General features: G+C 64.8%; 13 protein-coding genes, 1 tRNA gene and 1 pseudogene. 7 read left to right on the plus strand and 8 right to left on the minus strand.

Going from position 1 to position 16,951, the window contains the following annotated elements; translation table 11 throughout:
- Window positions 1-474: 474 nt before the first annotated feature.
- Window positions 475-1,110 carry a glutathione S-transferase family protein gene (locus ACO055_RS14195; RefSeq protein ID WP_422059525.1) on the minus strand — a complete coding sequence of 212 codons (636 nt, stop codon included), beginning with the start codon at window positions 1,108-1,110 and terminating at the stop codon, window positions 475-477.
- A gap of 103 nt (window positions 1,111-1,213) precedes the next feature.
- Between ACO055_RS14195 and ACO055_RS14200 the strand changes: the two genes are divergently transcribed.
- Window positions 1,214-1,975: a competence/damage-inducible protein A gene (locus ACO055_RS14200; protein WP_422059526.1), complete on the plus strand. Its 762-nt coding sequence runs from the start codon at window positions 1,214-1,216 to the stop codon at window positions 1,973-1,975.
- Here the strand turns inward: ACO055_RS14200 and ACO055_RS14205 are convergent.
- Window positions 1,948-3,186 carry an MFS transporter gene (locus ACO055_RS14205; RefSeq protein ID WP_422059527.1) on the minus strand — a complete coding sequence of 413 codons (1,239 nt, stop codon included), beginning with the start codon at window positions 3,184-3,186 and terminating at the stop codon, window positions 1,948-1,950. The genes ACO055_RS14200 and ACO055_RS14205 overlap by 28 nt on opposite strands.
- 60 nt (window positions 3,187-3,246) lie before the next feature.
- Between ACO055_RS14205 and ACO055_RS14210 the strand changes: the two genes are divergently transcribed.
- Window positions 3,247-4,032, plus strand: coding sequence for a transglutaminase-like domain-containing protein (locus ACO055_RS14210; protein ID WP_422059528.1), 786 nt, complete (start codon window positions 3,247-3,249; stop codon window positions 4,030-4,032).
- 535 nt (window positions 4,033-4,567) lie between these two features.
- Window positions 4,568-4,888, plus strand: a pseudogene (locus ACO055_RS14215) (ATP-binding protein); the annotation flags it as partial.
- Window positions 4,889-5,382: 494 nt separating this feature from the next.
- On the opposite strand, the gene ACO055_RS14220 reads toward ACO055_RS14215, so the two are convergent.
- From ACO055_RS14220 to ACO055_RS14235, 4 genes are all read right to left on the minus strand, one after another.
- The gene (locus ACO055_RS14220) at window positions 5,383-6,615 is read right to left on the minus strand and encodes a tyrosine-type recombinase/integrase (RefSeq protein WP_422059529.1); all 1,233 of its coding nucleotides are present in this window, start codon (window positions 6,613-6,615) and stop codon (window positions 5,383-5,385) included.
- Window positions 6,616-6,827: 212 nt separating this feature from the next.
- Window positions 6,828-6,901: transfer RNA gene (locus ACO055_RS14225), tRNA-Gly, on the minus strand.
- Window positions 6,902-6,966: 65 nt separating this feature from the next.
- Window positions 6,967-7,677, minus strand: coding sequence for an RES family NAD+ phosphorylase (locus ACO055_RS14230; RefSeq protein WP_422059530.1), 711 nt, complete (start codon window positions 7,675-7,677; stop codon window positions 6,967-6,969).
- A 7-nt stretch (window positions 7,678-7,684) separates the two neighbouring features.
- Window positions 7,685-8,023: an MbcA/ParS/Xre antitoxin family protein gene (locus ACO055_RS14235; protein ID WP_422062475.1), complete on the minus strand. Its 339-nt coding sequence runs from the start codon at window positions 8,021-8,023 to the stop codon at window positions 7,685-7,687.
- 286 nt (window positions 8,024-8,309) lie between these two features.
- Between ACO055_RS14235 and ACO055_RS14240 the strand changes: the two genes are divergently transcribed.
- Window positions 8,310-9,461 (plus strand): acyl-CoA dehydrogenase family protein, encoded by a 1,152-nt coding sequence (locus tag ACO055_RS14240; protein WP_422059531.1) that lies wholly within the window; start codon window positions 8,310-8,312, stop codon window positions 9,459-9,461.
- Window positions 9,461-10,399 carry an acyl-CoA dehydrogenase family protein gene (locus tag ACO055_RS14245; protein ID WP_422059532.1) on the plus strand — a complete coding sequence of 313 codons (939 nt, stop codon included), beginning with the start codon at window positions 9,461-9,463 and terminating at the stop codon, window positions 10,397-10,399. The genes ACO055_RS14240 and ACO055_RS14245 overlap by 1 nt, the downstream gene beginning before the upstream one ends.
- A gap of 281 nt (window positions 10,400-10,680) precedes the next feature.
- On the opposite strand, the gene ACO055_RS14250 is transcribed toward ACO055_RS14245, so the two are convergent.
- Window positions 10,681-11,151: an Lrp/AsnC family transcriptional regulator gene (locus tag ACO055_RS14250; protein ID WP_422059533.1), complete on the minus strand. Its 471-nt coding sequence runs from the start codon at window positions 11,149-11,151 to the stop codon at window positions 10,681-10,683.
- A 97-nt stretch (window positions 11,152-11,248) separates the two neighbouring features.
- Between ACO055_RS14250 and putA the strand changes: the two genes are divergently transcribed.
- Window positions 11,249-14,341 (plus strand): bifunctional proline dehydrogenase/L-glutamate gamma-semialdehyde dehydrogenase PutA, encoded by a 3,093-nt coding sequence (putA, locus tag ACO055_RS14255; RefSeq protein WP_422059534.1) that lies wholly within the window; start codon window positions 11,249-11,251, stop codon window positions 14,339-14,341.
- 128 nt (window positions 14,342-14,469) lie between these two features.
- On the opposite strand, the gene ACO055_RS14260 is transcribed toward putA, so the two are convergent.
- Window positions 14,470-15,408 (minus strand): TPR domain-containing protein, encoded by a 939-nt coding sequence (locus ACO055_RS14260; RefSeq protein WP_422059535.1) that lies wholly within the window; start codon window positions 15,406-15,408, stop codon window positions 14,470-14,472.
- A gap of 158 nt (window positions 15,409-15,566) precedes the next feature.
- Between ACO055_RS14260 and gdhA the strand changes: the two genes are divergently transcribed.
- On the plus strand, window positions 15,567-16,922 hold the full coding sequence (gene gdhA, locus ACO055_RS14265; protein WP_422059536.1) for an NADP-specific glutamate dehydrogenase: 1,356 nt from the start codon (window positions 15,567-15,569) through the stop codon (window positions 16,920-16,922).
- The last annotated feature ends 29 nt before the right edge of the window (window positions 16,923-16,951 follow it).

A 16,951-nucleotide genomic window follows, 5' to 3' on the forward strand; every position in this document is an offset into this window, starting at 1 on the left:
ACGGTGCAGCTATGGACCCCGGATCAAGTCCGGGGTGACGAACGAGGAGACGATCGCTCTCCGCTTCGGCCTCAGCCTGCTGGTCCATGTGGAAACCGGGCAACGACCCATTGCGGACGTCCCTTTTGTCGTCATCCCGGACTTGTTTCAGGATCCATGGTCCGCCGTTTCCTTCGACACGGCGCTGACGGAGAGGTCCGGCCGTGGATGCTGAAACAAGTTCAGCATGACGGAGGGCAAACGACCCATTGCGGACGATGCTGATGTGCTCCCCGGCGAAGGCCGGGGTCCAGTGCGTATTCACGCAACGCCGGCTCTCGAACGCCCTGGACCCCGGCCTTCGCCGGGGAACAACACGGGTCAGCTGCCCCGGCCTTCGCCGGGGAGCACCACGGGTCAGCTGCCCCGGCTTTCGCCGGGGAGCACGCTGGGTCGGGCGAACATCCGCTTCCCGCCCCAAAGCCGAGGTTCACATCAGTTCGGGTCCGCCGCCTGCATCTCGGCGATCAGCGCATTGTCGATCGCTTTCGCTGCCTTGTATCCCGCGCGCTCGCGCAGGCCCGCGGCATAGGCCTCGAACGCCGGACGCGACGGGATCGTCCCGAATTGCAGCCCCCAGTCGACCTGGCTGCCGACATAGACGTCGGCGGCGCTGAAGCGGTCGCCCGCGACATAGGTCTTGCCCGCGACGGCGCTTTCGAGCGCGTCGAGCGCGTGCTCGAGCGTCCCGAAGCCTGCCGAACGCTGCTGATCGGTATCGGGGTCGATCCCGAAATGCTTGGCGGTGATCGCCTGTTCGACGGGTCCTGCCGCAAAGAACATCCACCGATAATAATCGCCGCGATCCGCCGCCGCCGGTGCCAGCCCCGCCGCCGGAAAGGCATCGGCCAGATAGGCGCAGATCGCCGCGCATTCGGTCACCACCGTGCCGTTGTGGACGATCGCCGGAACCTTGCCCATCGGGTTGATCGCCAGATAGTCGGCGTCCTTCATCGAGGTGCCATAACCAAGGATATGCGTCTCATAGGGCGCGCCGACCTCTTCGAGCATCCAGCGGACGATCTGCCCGCGCGACATGGGGTTGGTATAGAAAATCAGCGCATCGGCCATCGCGGCTCTCCCTTTGCATTGCGAATCGAGTGCGAACATAACAGGAACATGTTCGATGTTCCATCCCACTTGTTTTGTCATGCCAGCGGGCTAAGGCAAAGCGATGAGCGATGAACGCATCTGGACCGCCGCCGTGCTGGTCATCGGCGACGAGATTCTCTCGGGCCGCACACAGGACAAGAATGTGTCGCAGATTGCGACCTGGCTCGACGTGCAGGGCATTCGCCTGCGCGAAGTCCGCATCGTCCCCGATGTCGAGGACGAGATTGTCGCGGCGCTGAACGCGATCCGCGCGCGCTACGACTATGTCTTCACGACGGGCGGGATCGGCCCGACGCACGATGACATCACCGTCGACGCGGTGGCAAAGGCGCTCGGCGTCGGCGTGATCGTCCATCCCGATGCGCGCGCCATCCTCGAGCGCTATTACACCGCGCGCGGCGGCGAACTGACCGAGGCGCGCTTGCGCATGGCGCGCACGCCCGACGGCGCCGAACTGATCCCGAACCGCATGTCGGGGGCGCCGGGCATCCGCATCGGCAATCTCTTCGTCATGGCGGGGGTGCCGCACATCACCGCGGGCATGCTCGACGCGCTGACCGGCGAGCTGGAAGGCGGCGCGCCGCTCGTCGCGCAGACGATCGGCGCGTGGGCGCCCGAAAGCGAAGTCGCCGACCTGCTCCGTCAGGGCGAAAAGGACTATCCGGGTGTCGCGATCGGCAGCTATCCCTTCTTTCGCGAAGGCAAGGTCGGCGCGAACTTCGTCGTCCGCTCGACCGAAAGCGATGCGGTCGCGGCCTGCGTCGCGATGCTTGCCGCGGGGCTCGAGGCTGCGGGTTATGCGGTGACCGACGGCGGGATCTGATCGGTTTCGCGCGTCGCCCGCGGCAGACGGCGAAGCATGACGATCGCGAACAGGCCAAAGATCGCCGCGACGATGAAGGCGGCGCCCGGAAAATGCACCGGGGCCTTGTCGGCGGTGAACCAGGCCATCGTTCCCGTCAGCAGGATCGGTGCGAAAAGCTGGCCCAGTCCCATCGCCATCGCCGAAATCCCCTGCACCTCGCCCTGCGTCTCGGGCGTTGCGCGCCGCGACATCATCGCCATCAGCGAGGGTTGCACCGGTGCCTGGAGCGCGACCGGGATCAGCAACAGGAAGGCGCCGATCGTCGATGTCGTGAACGCATATCCGACATAGACCGCGACCGCGACGAGGATGCCGAGCGTTGCGGCGTCGCGTTCGCCGAAGCGGGCGACGGCGGGGCCGACGACAAAGACCTGGCCCAGCGCGATCGCCACGCCGACCGCCGCCAGGCTCGCGCCGATCATGCCCGGTGTCCAGCCGAGCTGCGCGATGCAGTAAAAGCTCCACGTCATCGGATAGACAAGGCTGGCGATCTGCCACAGCACCAGCACCGTCGCGACCCCGCCCATGCCCGGCAGGCCGCGCATCGTGCGAAGCGCGCCGAGCGGATTGGCGCGGCGCCAGTCGAACGCGCGGCGGCGCTCGGCGGGCAGCGTCTCGGGAAAGATGATCAGGCCATAGAGCATGTTCGCGGCGGCCAGAATCGCGGCCGCGACGAACGGCGCGCGCGGGCTCAGTTCGCCGAGCAAGCCGCCGATCGCGGGTCCGACGACGAAGCCGACGCCGAACGCCGCGCCGACGAAGCCGAAGTTGCGCGCGCGCTCGGCGGGTTTGGTGATATCGGCAATCGCGGCCTGCGCCGCCGCATAGCTGCCCCCGAAAATTCCCGAGATCGCCCGCGCGACGAACAGCCAGGGCAATGTACCGACGACGGCCAGCAGCACATAATCGGCGGTCAGTCCGCCCAGCGACAGCAACAGCACGCGTCGGCGTCCGAACCGGTCCGACAGATTGCCGAGCACCGGCGAAGCCAGGAAGGTCGCGACCGCCATCACCAGGCCGATCCATGCGCCGATCTCGATCGCGTGCGGCAGGTCGATCCTGCCGACCTCCATGACGAGTTGCGGCAGCACCGGCATGATGATGCCGAACCCGATCGCGTCGATGAAGATTGTCACGACGATAAAGGGTATCGTGCGCGCGGGCGTCACTTGCGCTTTCTCTTTGCGACCACTAGCGGCACCGATCCCTCCCTCATGCGTTGGCGATAGATGAAACTCAAAATTTCCGCTTCCCTAAATTATCGCCTCCCCGAACCGGTCGACCTGATGCTTCAGGTCGAGGCGGCGAACGGGCACGGGCAACGCGTGATCGACACGTCGCTCGACCTCGGCGATCCCGAATATCTGGCGCGCGTTCCCGCGAGCGACGGCATTTGCGAGCCGATCTGGCTGCGCAGCGTCGGCGAACTGCGCGCCGAATATCGCGCGCTGGTCGAGGTCGACCGGCCCGACGTCGATTTCCGCACCCTGGCGGCGGTGCCGCTCCATCGTCTGCCGGCCGAGGCCGTCCCTTATCTCAACGAATCGCGCTATTGCCCGTCGAACAAATTCCACGCCTTCGTCGATCGCCGCTTCGGCGAGCATGACGGCGGCGCCAAGATCGGGCGCATGCGCGACTGGATCGAAAGCCGCTTCACCTATGTGTCGGGCGCCAGCAATGCCGAGACCGGCGCGCTCGACAGCTTTGTCGAGCGGCGCGGCGTGTGCCGTGACTATGCGCATGTAATGATCGCGCTCGCGCGCGCCGCGCATATCCCGGCGCGCATGGCGAGCGTCTATGCCCTCCGCGTCGATCCGCAGGACTTTCACGCCGTTGCCGAAGTCTATCTCGATGGCGATTGGCACATGGTCGACGCGACGGGGATGACGCGCCCGACCGAGACGGCCCGCATCTGCGTCGGCCGCGATGCCGCCGATATCGCGTTCCTCACCGCATACAGCGAGATCGAGTTCATCGGTCAAAAAGTGAAGGTGAAGCGCGACAGCTCGAACTAGGCCGGCCTTCGTCGCGATTCGAAAAGTGGAGCGGTGAAGGGAACCGCGAAATAGGCAAATTCCCCCAGATTTCCGACGTTTCTTATTGTGAGCATTTTCAAAATACCCCCAATAATACCCCCAAGCTTGAAAGCTAGGGGTGAAATTTGCCCTTGTTCGGCTTCGCCCAACGGTTCCCGCTGGCTTGGTTTGCATGGTCCGAAATTGCCATACGGGATGGAATGCCGCAACCATCATCTCAGTTTGAGATACACACCGTACGCGAGCACTCGCGCGCACCAAACGATTGGAATAGAACAGGAAATTGACATTTTCTCACGCGTGCCACTTCTCAATCATGAGGATCAGCGTGCAATAGGCACCCCCGTCGGGGGGTGATCGGCGTGTAAAAAGGACCCCTTCATCCCGAGGATTTAGGCGGCTGACTGGTTTGATCAGTTGGCGAGAACGGGATGTTGGTAGTGGAGACAGTGGTTCGGATTCGGCGTGAGCATGCGTCTGGGAAGGCGATCAAGGCGATCGCCCGTGATCTTCGGTGGTGACACGCCTCGAAGAGGAGACCCGGATCGGCAAGGGCGGGACCCTGGCGGCGCAGCTGTCGCGGCTCGACCTGATCGTGCTCGACGAGCTTGGATATCTGCCGTTCGCACGCTCGGGAGGGCAGTTGCTGTTCCACCTCATCAGCAAGCTTTATGAGCGCACCAGCGTCATCATCACCACGAACCTCGCGTTCGGCGAGTGGCCTACCGTCTTCGGCGATCCCAAGATGACCACGGCGCTGCTCGACCGCGTCACCCACCACTGCGATATCGTCGAGACGGGCAACGATAGCTGGCGCTTCAAAAACCGCAGCTGACCGCCACCTTCGCCGCCTTCAAAAATCTATCTTGCGCTGCGTGCGCCTCCGGTCGGGCTACGCCCGACCTCCGCCGCACGCAGCGCAAGGCTCACCTCAACAAACCCCCATCATATCCGCAAGGGGGTCCTTCTTCGACGCCGATCGGGGGTCCCGTTTGAACGCCGTTTGACAGATCAGAAGCGACAAGCGGAACGGACCAAGGCTCATTGCCGTGATGAACCCAGTTCTCCCGCAGCTTGCGCAGAGCCTCTTGTAGCCTGCCCACGGGGTCTTGCCGCAATGCGACGGTTAGCGGATTGGCATGTTCAACTGGCTTGTCCACTCCGCTTCCCTCGCGGCTCCCAGGTTGAAGCGGGGAAACACGTGGGATGCGCGCTTGTCGGCTGGCCTGCCTATCCCCAGCGCGCAGCATAGGAGAACAGAGCGGGAATGTGCAATATGTGGCTTATCTGCCCACTTATTCCGTGGGGGAAAAGGTGGGGTCGATTCGGTCAGGCAGCGCCCTGCTTTCGAAGCGCCACGATCTCGGCTCCTTTGCGCAACGTGTCGAGGTAGTCGCTCCACCATTGCGCCATTTCCACGCGCTCTTGCCAATGCGCCCCTCGGTGATAGGCCGCGCGCACCTTGTCGGTGTCACCATGGGCAAGGGCACGCTCGATTGCATCCGGATTCCATTTGCCGCTTTCATTCAAGAGAGTGGAGGCCATGGCGCGGAAACCGTGCGCCGTCATTTCGTCGGTGGCATAGCCCAGCCGCCGCAGCCCGGCATTGATGGTGTTTTCGCTCATTGGGCGGGCGCGTGTTCGGATCGAAGGGAAAACGTAGCCGTTCGGCCCGGAGACCGATTGCAATTCGCGGAACAGCTCGACAGCTTGCCGCGACAGCGGAACATGGTGCGCCTTGCGCATTTTCATCTTGCCCGCAGGGATGATCCAGAGTGCGCCGTCCAGATCGATTTCGCTCCATTCCGCATGGCGCAGTTCGCCGGGTCGAACGAATACATGGGGTGCGATTTGCAAAGCGGCCTTCGTAATGCCGCTGCCTTCATAGCCATCGATGGCGCGCAACAGTTCGCCAACCCGCTTGGCATCGGTGATCGCGCCGTAATGTGTCACGGTTGGCGCAGTCAGCGCGCCGCGCAGATCGCGGGTCGGGTCCGACGCCAGCCGCGCCGTCGCCACGGCATAACGAAACACCGCGCCAGCCAGTTGCAGGCTGCGCCGGGCGCTTTCCAGCTTCCCCTTGCCTTCGATCCGGCGAATGGCTGTCAGTACGTCCGCCGGTTCAATCTCACCAATGGGCAACTTGCCGATTGAGCCGCAAACCAGCGAAAGAAGATACTCGCTGCGAATGGCCGTGGCGGGTGCCCAGCCCTTGGCACCGTCGCGCCTCCGCTTGGCGCAATACTCGGTGCTGATCGCTGTGAACGTGTCCGCTGCCTGTATGCGGGCGCGCACCTTGTCGCGCTGCTTTTCGCGCGAAGGGTCTTTGCCAAGGGCAATCAGCTCCCGCGCTTCCTCCCGGCGACGGCGAGCTTCGCCAAGCCCGATTTCGGGATAGGCCCCGATGGCCAGCAACTTTTCGCGCCCATCGACGCGATACTTGAGCCGCCAGAGCTTACCCCCGGCTGGTGTAACCAGCAGGAACATGCCGCCACCGTCCGCCAGCTTGATCGCTTTCGCGGCTGGCTTGGCATGGCGGATGGCTACATCTGTCAGAGCCACGGGATTGCCAGCCTTTCCGGGGCCTATACCCCCAATATACCCCCAAGCGTGGGGGTATCGACTTGGCCATTTCGCAAATGCCCCCCAATCATACCCCCACCGGATAGCGGCTGTATGCGGACGCAGGCGGATGCTATCGGCCTTACAGCCGCTAAATACCTTAGATTTTGGGGGTTTGTCTAGACGCCTATGAACATCGGCGAACAGGAAATTGGAGCGGGTGAAGGGAATCGAACCCTCGTCACTTGCTTGGGAAGCAAAAGCTCTACCATTGAGCTACACCCGCGCACCGATTTCGGCCCTTTGCCGCCTCGCCTAGCTGCGGTCAATCCCCGAAGCGGTTTGGGCCGGTCATATCTCCAGACGGAATATCGGGCCGTCGCCATCGAGGCGAAGCTCGTGGATCATGTCGATCCGGGCGCCATTCCAATGGTAGCGAAAATGGCGGCCCTGGATCGGCGTCGCCACCACGTCGGGCCAGAAGGCGGCGATGCACGCGCCGCCGCGATTGCGAACCGAGGGATAGACGATCCCGTTGCCACCGGCGTCGCGCTGCTGCCGGGCAAAGGCCTGCGACGGGGCATAATCCTCGGGCGCGAGAAGCGCGTCGAAACCGCCGCCGCGGATGTCGACGAGTTCGGCCCGTACCGATCCGACCAGTTCGCGCATGTCCGAAATCCAGCCGGGCTCGTCGCCGGTGTCGAGCAGGCGCCGGGCTTGATGATGCGTGACTTCGGCGACGGCGGTCTCGAAATCTTCGGCCGCGTAATAGGCGCCGAAGTGCCCGTCGTGGAACCGGCCCGGCCGGTCGGGCGAACAATGGGTGAAGGGTGCCATGACATAGCTCGCCCCCGGTCCCGAAACGCGGCGGTGCGCGGGGACGAGGTCGAGGTTGCCGATCGTCTCGGCCAGGCGCGGGTTGGTCTTTGCTTCGGCTGCCGCGAGCAGCTCCCAATCTTCGGGATCGGCGATATCCTCGAACAGGTCGATCGGCGGATATCGGCTTTCGATCAGGCGGACGGCCAAGGGCCAGTCGACAGGAAACAGCGGAGGCTGGATCATCCGGTCGTCACCAGGCGCCGCGATAGCTGTCGAGATAGCGGCGCACGCGCATCAGGTCGGTGAGCTGCCCGCCCAGCATCACGTCGAGCGCCGACCGATCGCCAAAGGCGCGATTCGGCGCCTTGATCCAGCGATAGCCGCGGTCGGCTTCGGTATAGAGCAGCCGCAGCGCCTTGTGGATGCCGATCAAATTCGACAGGCGCGCCGCCAGGTCGACGTTCCACCGGCCATATTCGCCCTGCTTCCACCGCTGATAGGTGCGCACCGCAATATCACCGAGCAGGATTGCGGCCTGCGCGTCGGTCACGCCCCAATGGTCGAGCAGCCGGATCGCCGCCCGCTGCATCGCCTGCACTTCCGCCCGGGAAAACGCGGGCGTCGGCGGTGATGCGGCATTTTCGATCGCTACGAGCTGCACATGTGGCTCCTCTGACAATTGGCGTATATATGGAAATATAATGCCAATTGTCAAGACGGCGACGCCAAGGCGTCTGCGGTTGCCGCGGTTGCCGCGTTCGGATGCACCAACCACCATGTCGTCGCGGCGTCCCGAACGGCGGGAAGAAAGCCATTGTCCTTCGCGCGCCCGCGCAATAGGCGCGATGACAATGCGATAGGGAGAGGACACGCGGTTGTTCGATACGCTCAGCCTTGCCAGCCTGCCGGATGCCGACGAAGCGATCCGGCCGGCGATCCGCGCTCTCGCGGCGGAAGCGGCGGCGGCCGCGGGCACCGACCGGCGCGCCCGCTCGTGGCAGGGCTATGACCCCGCCTTCAGCAGGCGTCTCGGCGAAGCGGGCTTCCTCGGGCTGACGTTGCCCAAACGGTACGGCGGGCACGATCGCGGGCCGTTCGCGCGCTTCGTCGTCGTCGAGGAATTGCTCTCGGTCGGCGCGCCCGTGGCGGCGCACTGGATCGCCGACCGGCAGAGCGCGCCGCTGATCCTCAATTTCGGTAACGAGGCGCAGCGCGAAGAGTATCTGCCGCGGATATCGCGCGGAGACATCTTCTTTTGCATCGGGATGAGCGAGCCTGGCTCGGGGTCCGACCTCGCGAGCGTGCGCACCCGCGCCGAGCGCACTGCAACCGGCTGGCGCGTCAATGGACAGAAGATCTGGACCAGCGGCGCGCCGCACTGCGATTATATGATCGCGCTGGTGCGCACATCGGGCGGCCCCGACGACCGCCATGCCGGCCTGTCGCAGCTGATCATCGACCTGAAGGCCCCCGGCGTCACGATCCGCCCGATCGGCGATCTGTCGGGCGACGCGCATTTCGCCGAAGTCTTCTTCGACAATGTCGATCTGCCCGAGGACGCGCTGATCGGCAATGAAGGCGATGGCTGGAAACAGGTCACCGCCGAACTCGCCTTCGAGCGCAGCGGGCCGGAGCGGATCTATTCGAGCGTCGTGCTGCTCGATGCATGGGTGCGGCATCTGCAAGCCGTCGGCCGCGACGATGGCGCGACGCGTGCGCTGGTCGGCGACTTCACGGCCCGGCTCGGTTTGCTCCGCGCGATGTCGATCGCCTGTACCGCGCGGCTCGCGGCGGGCGAAAGTCCGGTGACCGAAGCGTCGCTCGTCAAGGATCTGGGCACCGCCTTCGAACAGCAATTGCCCGTCGCGATCGGCGACGATCTCGCGTCGCATCCCGACGAACCCGTCGATGCCGAGCTGCACCGCACTTTGCTCTATGTCACCCATGTGGCGCCGAGTTTCTCGCTGCGCGGCGGGACGCGCGAAATCCTGCGCGGGATTATCGCGCGCGGCATGGGGCTACGCTGATGAACGAATTTCTCGAACCGTTCGAGCGGATGCTCGAAAGCCTTTCGCCTCCGGCAGCGGTGCGCGCGATCGAGGCCGGTGAAAGCGCCGATGCGCTGTGGGGCACCCTGGCCGAATCGGGCTTCCTCGACGCGCTGGTTCCACAGGAACGCGGCGGCGCAGGGCTGCCGCTGTCCGAAATATGCGCGCTGTGGCAGGCGCTCGGCCGTCATGCCGTACCGCTCCCTGTCGGCGAGACGATGATCGCGCGGGCGTTGCTTGGCGACTGTCCCGATGGCCCGATTGCGTTGGCGACCGCAAGCGCGGGCGAGACGATCGTCCCCTTTGGCCAGGTTTCGGACCATATCCTGGTCGAAACCGCGGGGCATCTCCACCTGGTCGAGGCCAGGGGTGAGCCGGTTGGCGTGTTCGGCAGCACCGCGCTCCGTCTCGCCTCCATCGACGGCGAAGCGATGGCCGCCGCGCCCGCAGGCGGTCTTCGTGCCATCGCCGCCATCCTCCGCACCGCGCTGATCGCGGGCGCAGCCGACCGGCTCACGACGATGACCGCCGCCTATGCGGGCGAGCGCGTCCAGTTCGGCAAGCCGATCGGCAAGCAGCAGGCGCTCCAGCAACAGATGGCCGTGATGGCCGAAGATATGGTCGCGTGCCGCATCGCCGCGCAGATCGGCTGTGCGGGCGGCTTGCCGCCAAGCCTCGCCGCCGCGGCGACTGCCAAGTCGATCGCCAGCACGGCGGCGGCACGCCTCGCTGCGACCGCGCACGCCGTCCATGGCGCGATCGGGATCAGCGAGGAATATGATCTTCAGCTCTATACGCGCCGCCTTCACGAATGGCGGCTCGCCGACGGGTCGGAAACCTACTGGAACCGCCTGCTCGGCGCCGCGCGCCTCGCCGACGACCGCGGTTCGGTCGATTATGTCAGGGAAGCGCTCTAGCGCCCGTCATCATCCCACCCCTTCGTCATCCCCCTTTTCGTCATCCCCCCCCTTTCGTCATCCCCCCCCTTTCGTCATCCCGGCGCAGGCCGGGATCTCAACCATTCCTCATGATGGACCAGTGAATTCCGGCTTTCGCCGGAATGACGAAAGATTGGGTCTTTCCTACATCCTGCGGCTGTGCGAGCCTGCTCCTTCGCTCTTCCACCGTCGATAATCGATCTCCGCTTAAAGCCACAAAGGACACAATCGGGATGCGTCGGTGCGGGGCTTTTGAGGCTTTAGCGCGCCGATTCGAGGATCGTCTCCATCGCGACAAAGGTCGAGGTGCTCGCGACATGCGGCAGGCTCGAAATCTTCTCGCCGAGCACGATGCGATAGCGACGGATGTCGGGGGTGCGCACCTTGAGCAGATAGTCGAAGCTGCTCGCGATCATATGGCATTCCTCGACCTCGGGGATTTGTCGCACCGCGGTGTTGAACTGCTTCAGCGCGTCCTCGCGCGTGTCGGACAGTTTCACTTCGGTGAAGGCGACATGGTCGAGGCCGACCTTGGCCGGATCGACGATCGCGCGAAACCCCAGGATCAGTCCGCTGTCGACGAGCCGTTTTACGCGTAGCTGACACGGCGTTTTGGATAGCCCCACCTGCTGCGCCAGCTCGGTAAAGGTGATCCGTCCATTGCGCCCCAGAATCGAGAGGATCTTGCGATCAAAGTCATCCAGATCGACTAAAGAAGGTTCATTTTTCATATGTACAGCCTAAGATCGATCGGAAATTTGGTCAAAACTTAATTTGGGAAGCAGAATTCAAGTCGGATCGACTTTCCGCAATATGCTAGAAAAGGCCATGACCCAGCCCACCGATCGCGCCGCCATCCGCGCTCTCGCCCGCCGCTCCGAAACCGATATCGTCGCCGATCTGCGCGCCGAGCTGGCCCGCTCGTCCGCGACCGTCGTCGCCACGACCGAGCGCGGTCTCGCACTGATTCGCAAGGCAAAGGCGGAGGGCGACCGTGAGACGCTCGTTGCGCAGCTGATGAACCGCTATCGCCTGTCGACCGAGGAAGGCGTTGTGCTGATGTGCCTCGCCGAGGCGCTGCTGCGCGTCCCCGACAGCGCGACCGCCAATGCGCTGATCCGCGACAAGATCGCCGGACGCCACTGGCGCGAAGGCGAGGATGAGGACAGCCCGCTGATCGTCGCGCTCTCGGCGCGCGGCCTGTCGCTCGGTTCGGCAACGCTGATGCTCGGCGCCATGGGCAGCAAGGCGAACCCGCTTTCGCTGCTGAAATCGATGATCCGCCGCTCGGGCGAGCCGGTGATCCGCCAGGCGGCGCTCGCCGCGATGAAGCTCCTCGGCCAGCAGTTCGTGATGGGCGAGACGATCGACGCGGCGGTCAAGCGCGCGGACAAGGAAAAGAGCGAACTCGCGAGCTTCGACATGCTGGGCGAGGCTGCGCGCACCGCCGAAGACGCGCGGCGCTATTACGCCAGCTATGCGAACGCCATCGCGCGCATCGGCAAAAATGCGCAGCCCGGCGATCCGCACGCCAACCACGGCATCTCGATCAAGCTGTCGGCGCTTCACCCGCGCTACGAATATCTGCAGGATGCGCGCGTCCGGCAGGAATTGATCCCGAGCGTGATCGAGCTCGCCCGCGCGGCGCGTAGCGTCAACATCCCGCTGATGATCGATGCCGAGGAAAGCGACCGGCTCGAACCGCATATGGACGTGTTCGCGGCGCTGCTCGACGCGGGGATCGCCGATGACTGGACCGGGCTCGGCATCGTGATCCAGGCCTATCAGAAGCGCGCGCCTGCGGTGATCCGCTGGGTCGCCGACTGTGCCCGCGCGCGCGGCGTCAAAATATCCATGCGGCTCGTGAAGGGCGCCTATTGGGATACCGAGGTCAAGCGCGCTCAGACGATGGGGCTCGGCGACTTCCCGGTTTTCACCGCGAAGAACCACACCGATCTCAACTATATGCATTGCGCAGAGATTCTGCGCGGCTGCCAGGACAGCATCTATCCGGCCTTTGCCAGCCACAATGCGATGACGCTTGCCTTCGTGACCGAGCTGTTTGCCGACGCCGATTACGAGCTGCAGCGGCTCCACGGCATGGGCGAGGGTGCGCACGATGCGATCATGGCGCTCTATCCGCCGCCGCGGCCGGTGCGCGTCTATGCGCCGGTCGGGACACACCGCGACCTGCTCGCCTATCTGGTCCGCCGACTGCTCGAAAATGGTGCGAACTCCAGCTTCGTGCATCAATTCTCCGACCCCGACGTCACCGCCGAGCAGCTGGCGGTCGACCCGCGCAGCATCGCGAGCAAGCCGTCGACGATCGCGAGCGGCCTTCAGCTCTTCGATCCCGTCCGCGCCAATTCGCGCGGTTATGACCTCGGCGAGCCCGGGGTTCCCGAGGCGCTGGCCGCCGCGATCGCCAAGGCGCGCCAGAGCCATCGTGTCGCCGCTCCCATCGTCGGCGGCGTAACGCAGAGCGGCAGCGCCGAACCGGTGCGCAACCCCGGAACCGGCGCTATCGTCGGCCAGGTGATAGAGGCCGACCGCGAGACCGTCGAGGCGGCGGTCGCCGCAGCGCGCAGGGCGCACGGCGACTGGAGCCTCGCTGGCGGGACCTTCCGCGCCGAACGCCTCGAACGCGCCGCCGACCTGCTTCAGGACCGCGACGCGCTCTTCCTCGGTCTCGCCATCGACGAAGCCGGCAAGACGCTCGTCGACGCGATCGCCGAGGTCCGCGAAGCGGTCGATTTCCTCCGCTATTATGCCGCGCAGGCGCGCGCCGACTTCACTTATCCGGTTGCGCTCCCGGGTCCGACGGGCGAACGCAACGAGCTGATCCTCGAAGGCAAGGGCGCTTTTGTCTGCATCAGCCCGTGGAACTTCCCGCTCGCCATCTTCCTCGGCCAGGTCTCGGCTGCGCTCGCCGCGGGCAACAGCGTCCTCGCCAAGCCCGCCGAACAGACCCCGCTCATCGCACACGCCGCGGTCGAACTGCTGCTCGAAGCCGGCATCCCCGGCGATGTGCTTGCGTTTCTCCCCGGCCGCGGCGAGACCGTCGGTGCGGCGCTGACCGGCCATGACGGCATCATCGGCGTCGCCTTCACCGGGTCGACCGAGGTGGCGCGGATGATCAACCGCAGCCTCGCTGGCCGTGACGGGCCGATCGCGACCTTGATTGCGGAGACCGGCGGCGCGAACGCGATGATCGTCGATTCGACCGCGCTCCCCGAACAGGTCGCGCGCGATGCGGTGGCCTCGGCCTTCCAGTCGGCGGGGCAGCGCTGTTCGGCGCTCCGCTTGCTGTGCGTGCAGGAGGATGTCGCCGGCACGATGATCGATATGGTCGCGGGCGCGATGGCCGAACTCAATGTCGGCGATCCGGCGCTGCTTTCGACCGACGTCGGCCCGATCATCGACGAAGAGGCTCGCGCGAACATCGCGGCCTATGTCGCCGAAGCCCGCGCCGCGGGCCGCGTGATCGCCGAGGCGGGGCGCACGAACATCCCCGCCGATGGTCACTTTGTCCCGCCCGTCGTCATCCGGCTTGACCATGTCACCGACCTGAAGCGCGAAATCTTTGGCCCGGTGCTGCATGTCGCAACCTGGAAGGGCGGCGAGCTCGACCAGCTCATCGATGCGATCAACGCGTCGGGCTATGGGCTGACGCTCGGCGTCCACACCCGCATCGACGGCGTCGCGGCGCATATCGCGGCGCGCGCGCAGGTCGGCAACGTCTATGTGAACCGCAACCAGATCGGTGCGATCGTCGGGTCGCAGCCCTTTGGCGGCCGCGGCCTGTCGGGCACCGGTCCGAAAGCCGGCGGCCCGCACTATCTCCACCGCTTCGCCGAGGAAAAGTCGATCTCGACCGACATCACCGCGGCGGGCGGCAATGCGGCGCTGATGGCGGGGTAAGTTACCGAAATCGAGTTTCGGTGTTTCCCCGCGAAGGCGGGGATTCATGTCCGTCCGGTCCTCGGCGGCACGATCCGGTGATGGGCTCCCGCCTTCGCGGGAGCCCACTCCTGGCGTTGATTCCGCGGTCAGGCTCCCGGCACGCCGAGCAGCTGTGCCTGTGCCTTCAACCGTCCGGCCGCCGCCGGATTGGCGGCGATTCCATCTTTCAGTGCCTGCGCGGCCTTTGCCGTCTCGCCCAGCGTCATCCGGCTGCGCATCAGCATGATCCAGCGGTCGACGTTGGACGGATCGGTTTTCAGCTTGGCCTCGAGCCCTTCGACCATGCCCTGGATCATCTGGTCCTGCTGGCCTTTGGGCAGCTGCGATGCGGCTTCCATATCCGACCGCGTCGGTCCCGGAATCGCGCGTGCCGCGACCGGCATTTCGTCGGCCTTCAGGGCGCGCGGCTGCGTGTTCATCAGCCGCGTTGCGACATCGATCTTGTGGATCTGCCCGACCTGTTCGATCGTGCGGCGAAGATCGGCTTCCCACGGTGCGCCCTGCGGCGTGTCGGCCAGCAGCGCGAACCAGTCCTCGATCGCGCCCTTGTGATCGCCGCCGACGTCTTTCTTCACCGCCATGAAATAGCGCGCGCGCGGATCTTTCGGGTCGAGTGCGATCGATTTCTCGAAAGCGGCGAGCGCGTCGGCGGGCAAGGGATCGCGCTTGCTCGAATAGACTCGCACTTCGCCGAGCGCGGACCAGAGCCCGGCCGAATCGGGCGAAAGCGCCACGGCCTTCTCGTAAGCGGCGGCCGCACCCGGATAATCTTCCAGATCGAATCGCGCCGCGCCGAGCGCCGTCCACGCCTCGGCGTTGGTCGGTTCGGCCTTTACGCGCGCCTCCAGCGCGGCCAGCTGGCCGTCGGGCGATGCGGCGGCTCCGGGGGGCGTCGAGGGCGCAGAAACGGCGGAATCGCGCCAGATCGCATAGCCAACCGCGGCCAGCAACAGGACGAAGGCCGCGATCAAAATCGCCCGGTTGGTGGGGCTCATGCCGCCTGCCATCTTCTTGCTCTCGTTCATCTTTGTCCCCTTTGTGCGGCGCACCAAAAATCCTGCGTCCCGCGTGCTGGCGTCTTGCCTTTGCTTCGCGATGGTGTAGCCTTTGACCTGCGAGGTCGGTCAACGACAAAATCGTCAGTGGGTCGCACCGATTTTCCCAGCATATAGGGGAGGGGTGCATGGCAGTTTCGGATCACGTCGATTTTTCGACGTTCATGGATGGCGTAAAAAGGCGCAACCCGGGTCAGCCCGAGTTCGTCCAGGCGGTGCAGGAGGTGTCGGAAGACATTTTCGATTTCATCGCCGACAAGGAACAATATCACGCGCAGCAGATTCTGCGGCGTATTGCAGAGCCCGACCGGGTCGTATCTTTCCGCGTGTGCTGGGAGGACGACAACGGCAATGTTCGCGTGCAGCGTGGCTGGCGCGTGCAGAACAATAACGCCATCGGTCCGTACAAGGGCGGCATCCGCTTCCACCCGTCGGTCACCGAAAGCGTTTTGAAGTTCCTCGCGTTCGAACAGACGTTCAAGAATGCGCTCACCGGACTGCCGATGGGCGGCGGCAAGGGCGGATCGAACTTCAATCCCAAGGGCAAGAGCGTGCGCGAGATCATGCGCTTTTGCCAAAGCTTCATGACCGAACTCTATCGCCACATCGGCGCCGACATCGACGTGCCCGCGGGCGACATTGGCGTTGGCGGCCGCGAAATCGGCTTCATGTTCGGCCAGTACAAGCGGATAACCAACGAATTCACCGGCGTGCTCACCGGCAAGGGCCTCGAATGGGGCGGCTCGCTGATCCGCACCGAGGCGACCGGCTATGGCGCGGTGTATTTCCTTGCGAACATGCTCGCTGCCAAGGGGCAGGATCTCAAGGGCAAAACCGCGGTCATCTCGGGTTCGGGGAATGTCGCGACGCATGCGGCCGAAAAGATCGTCCAGCTCGGCGGCAAGGTGCTCACCCTGTCCGATTCGGGCGGCTTCATTCACGATCCCGACGGCATCACGCAGGAAAAGATCGACTGGGTGAAGGTGCACAAGACGCACCGTCGCGGCCGGATCGAGGAATATTGCGACGAATTTAAGGGCGCGAGCTTCACTGCGGGCAAGACGCCGTGGGGCGTGAAGTGCGATGTCGCGCTGCCGTGTGCGACGCAGAACGAACTGCTCGGCGATGATGCCAGGGCGCTCGTCGCCAACGGCTGCATCGCCGTCAGCGAAGGCGCCAACATGCCGACCAATCTTGAGGGCGTGCACGTCTTCAAGGATGCGAAGATCATGTTCGCGCCGGGCAAGGCGGCGAATGCCGGGGGTGTTGCCGTGTCGGGGCTCGAGATGAGCCAGAACAGCGGGCGGCGCAGCTGGAGCGAAAGTGAATTGCAGCAGATGCTGAAAGACATCATGGACGGCATTCACACCAGCTGCATCACCTATGGCGACCAGGGCAATGGCTATATCGATTATGTAAAGGGCGCGAACATCGCCGGCTTCAAGAAAGTCGCCGACGCGATGCTGGCGTTCGGGGTAGTATGATTTCGGTCTAGGCGCAAAAGCGTCAGGCG

The organism is Sphingopyxis sp., from assembly GCF_965227415.1.
GTDB lineage: Bacteria > Pseudomonadota > Alphaproteobacteria > Sphingomonadales > Sphingomonadaceae > Sphingopyxis.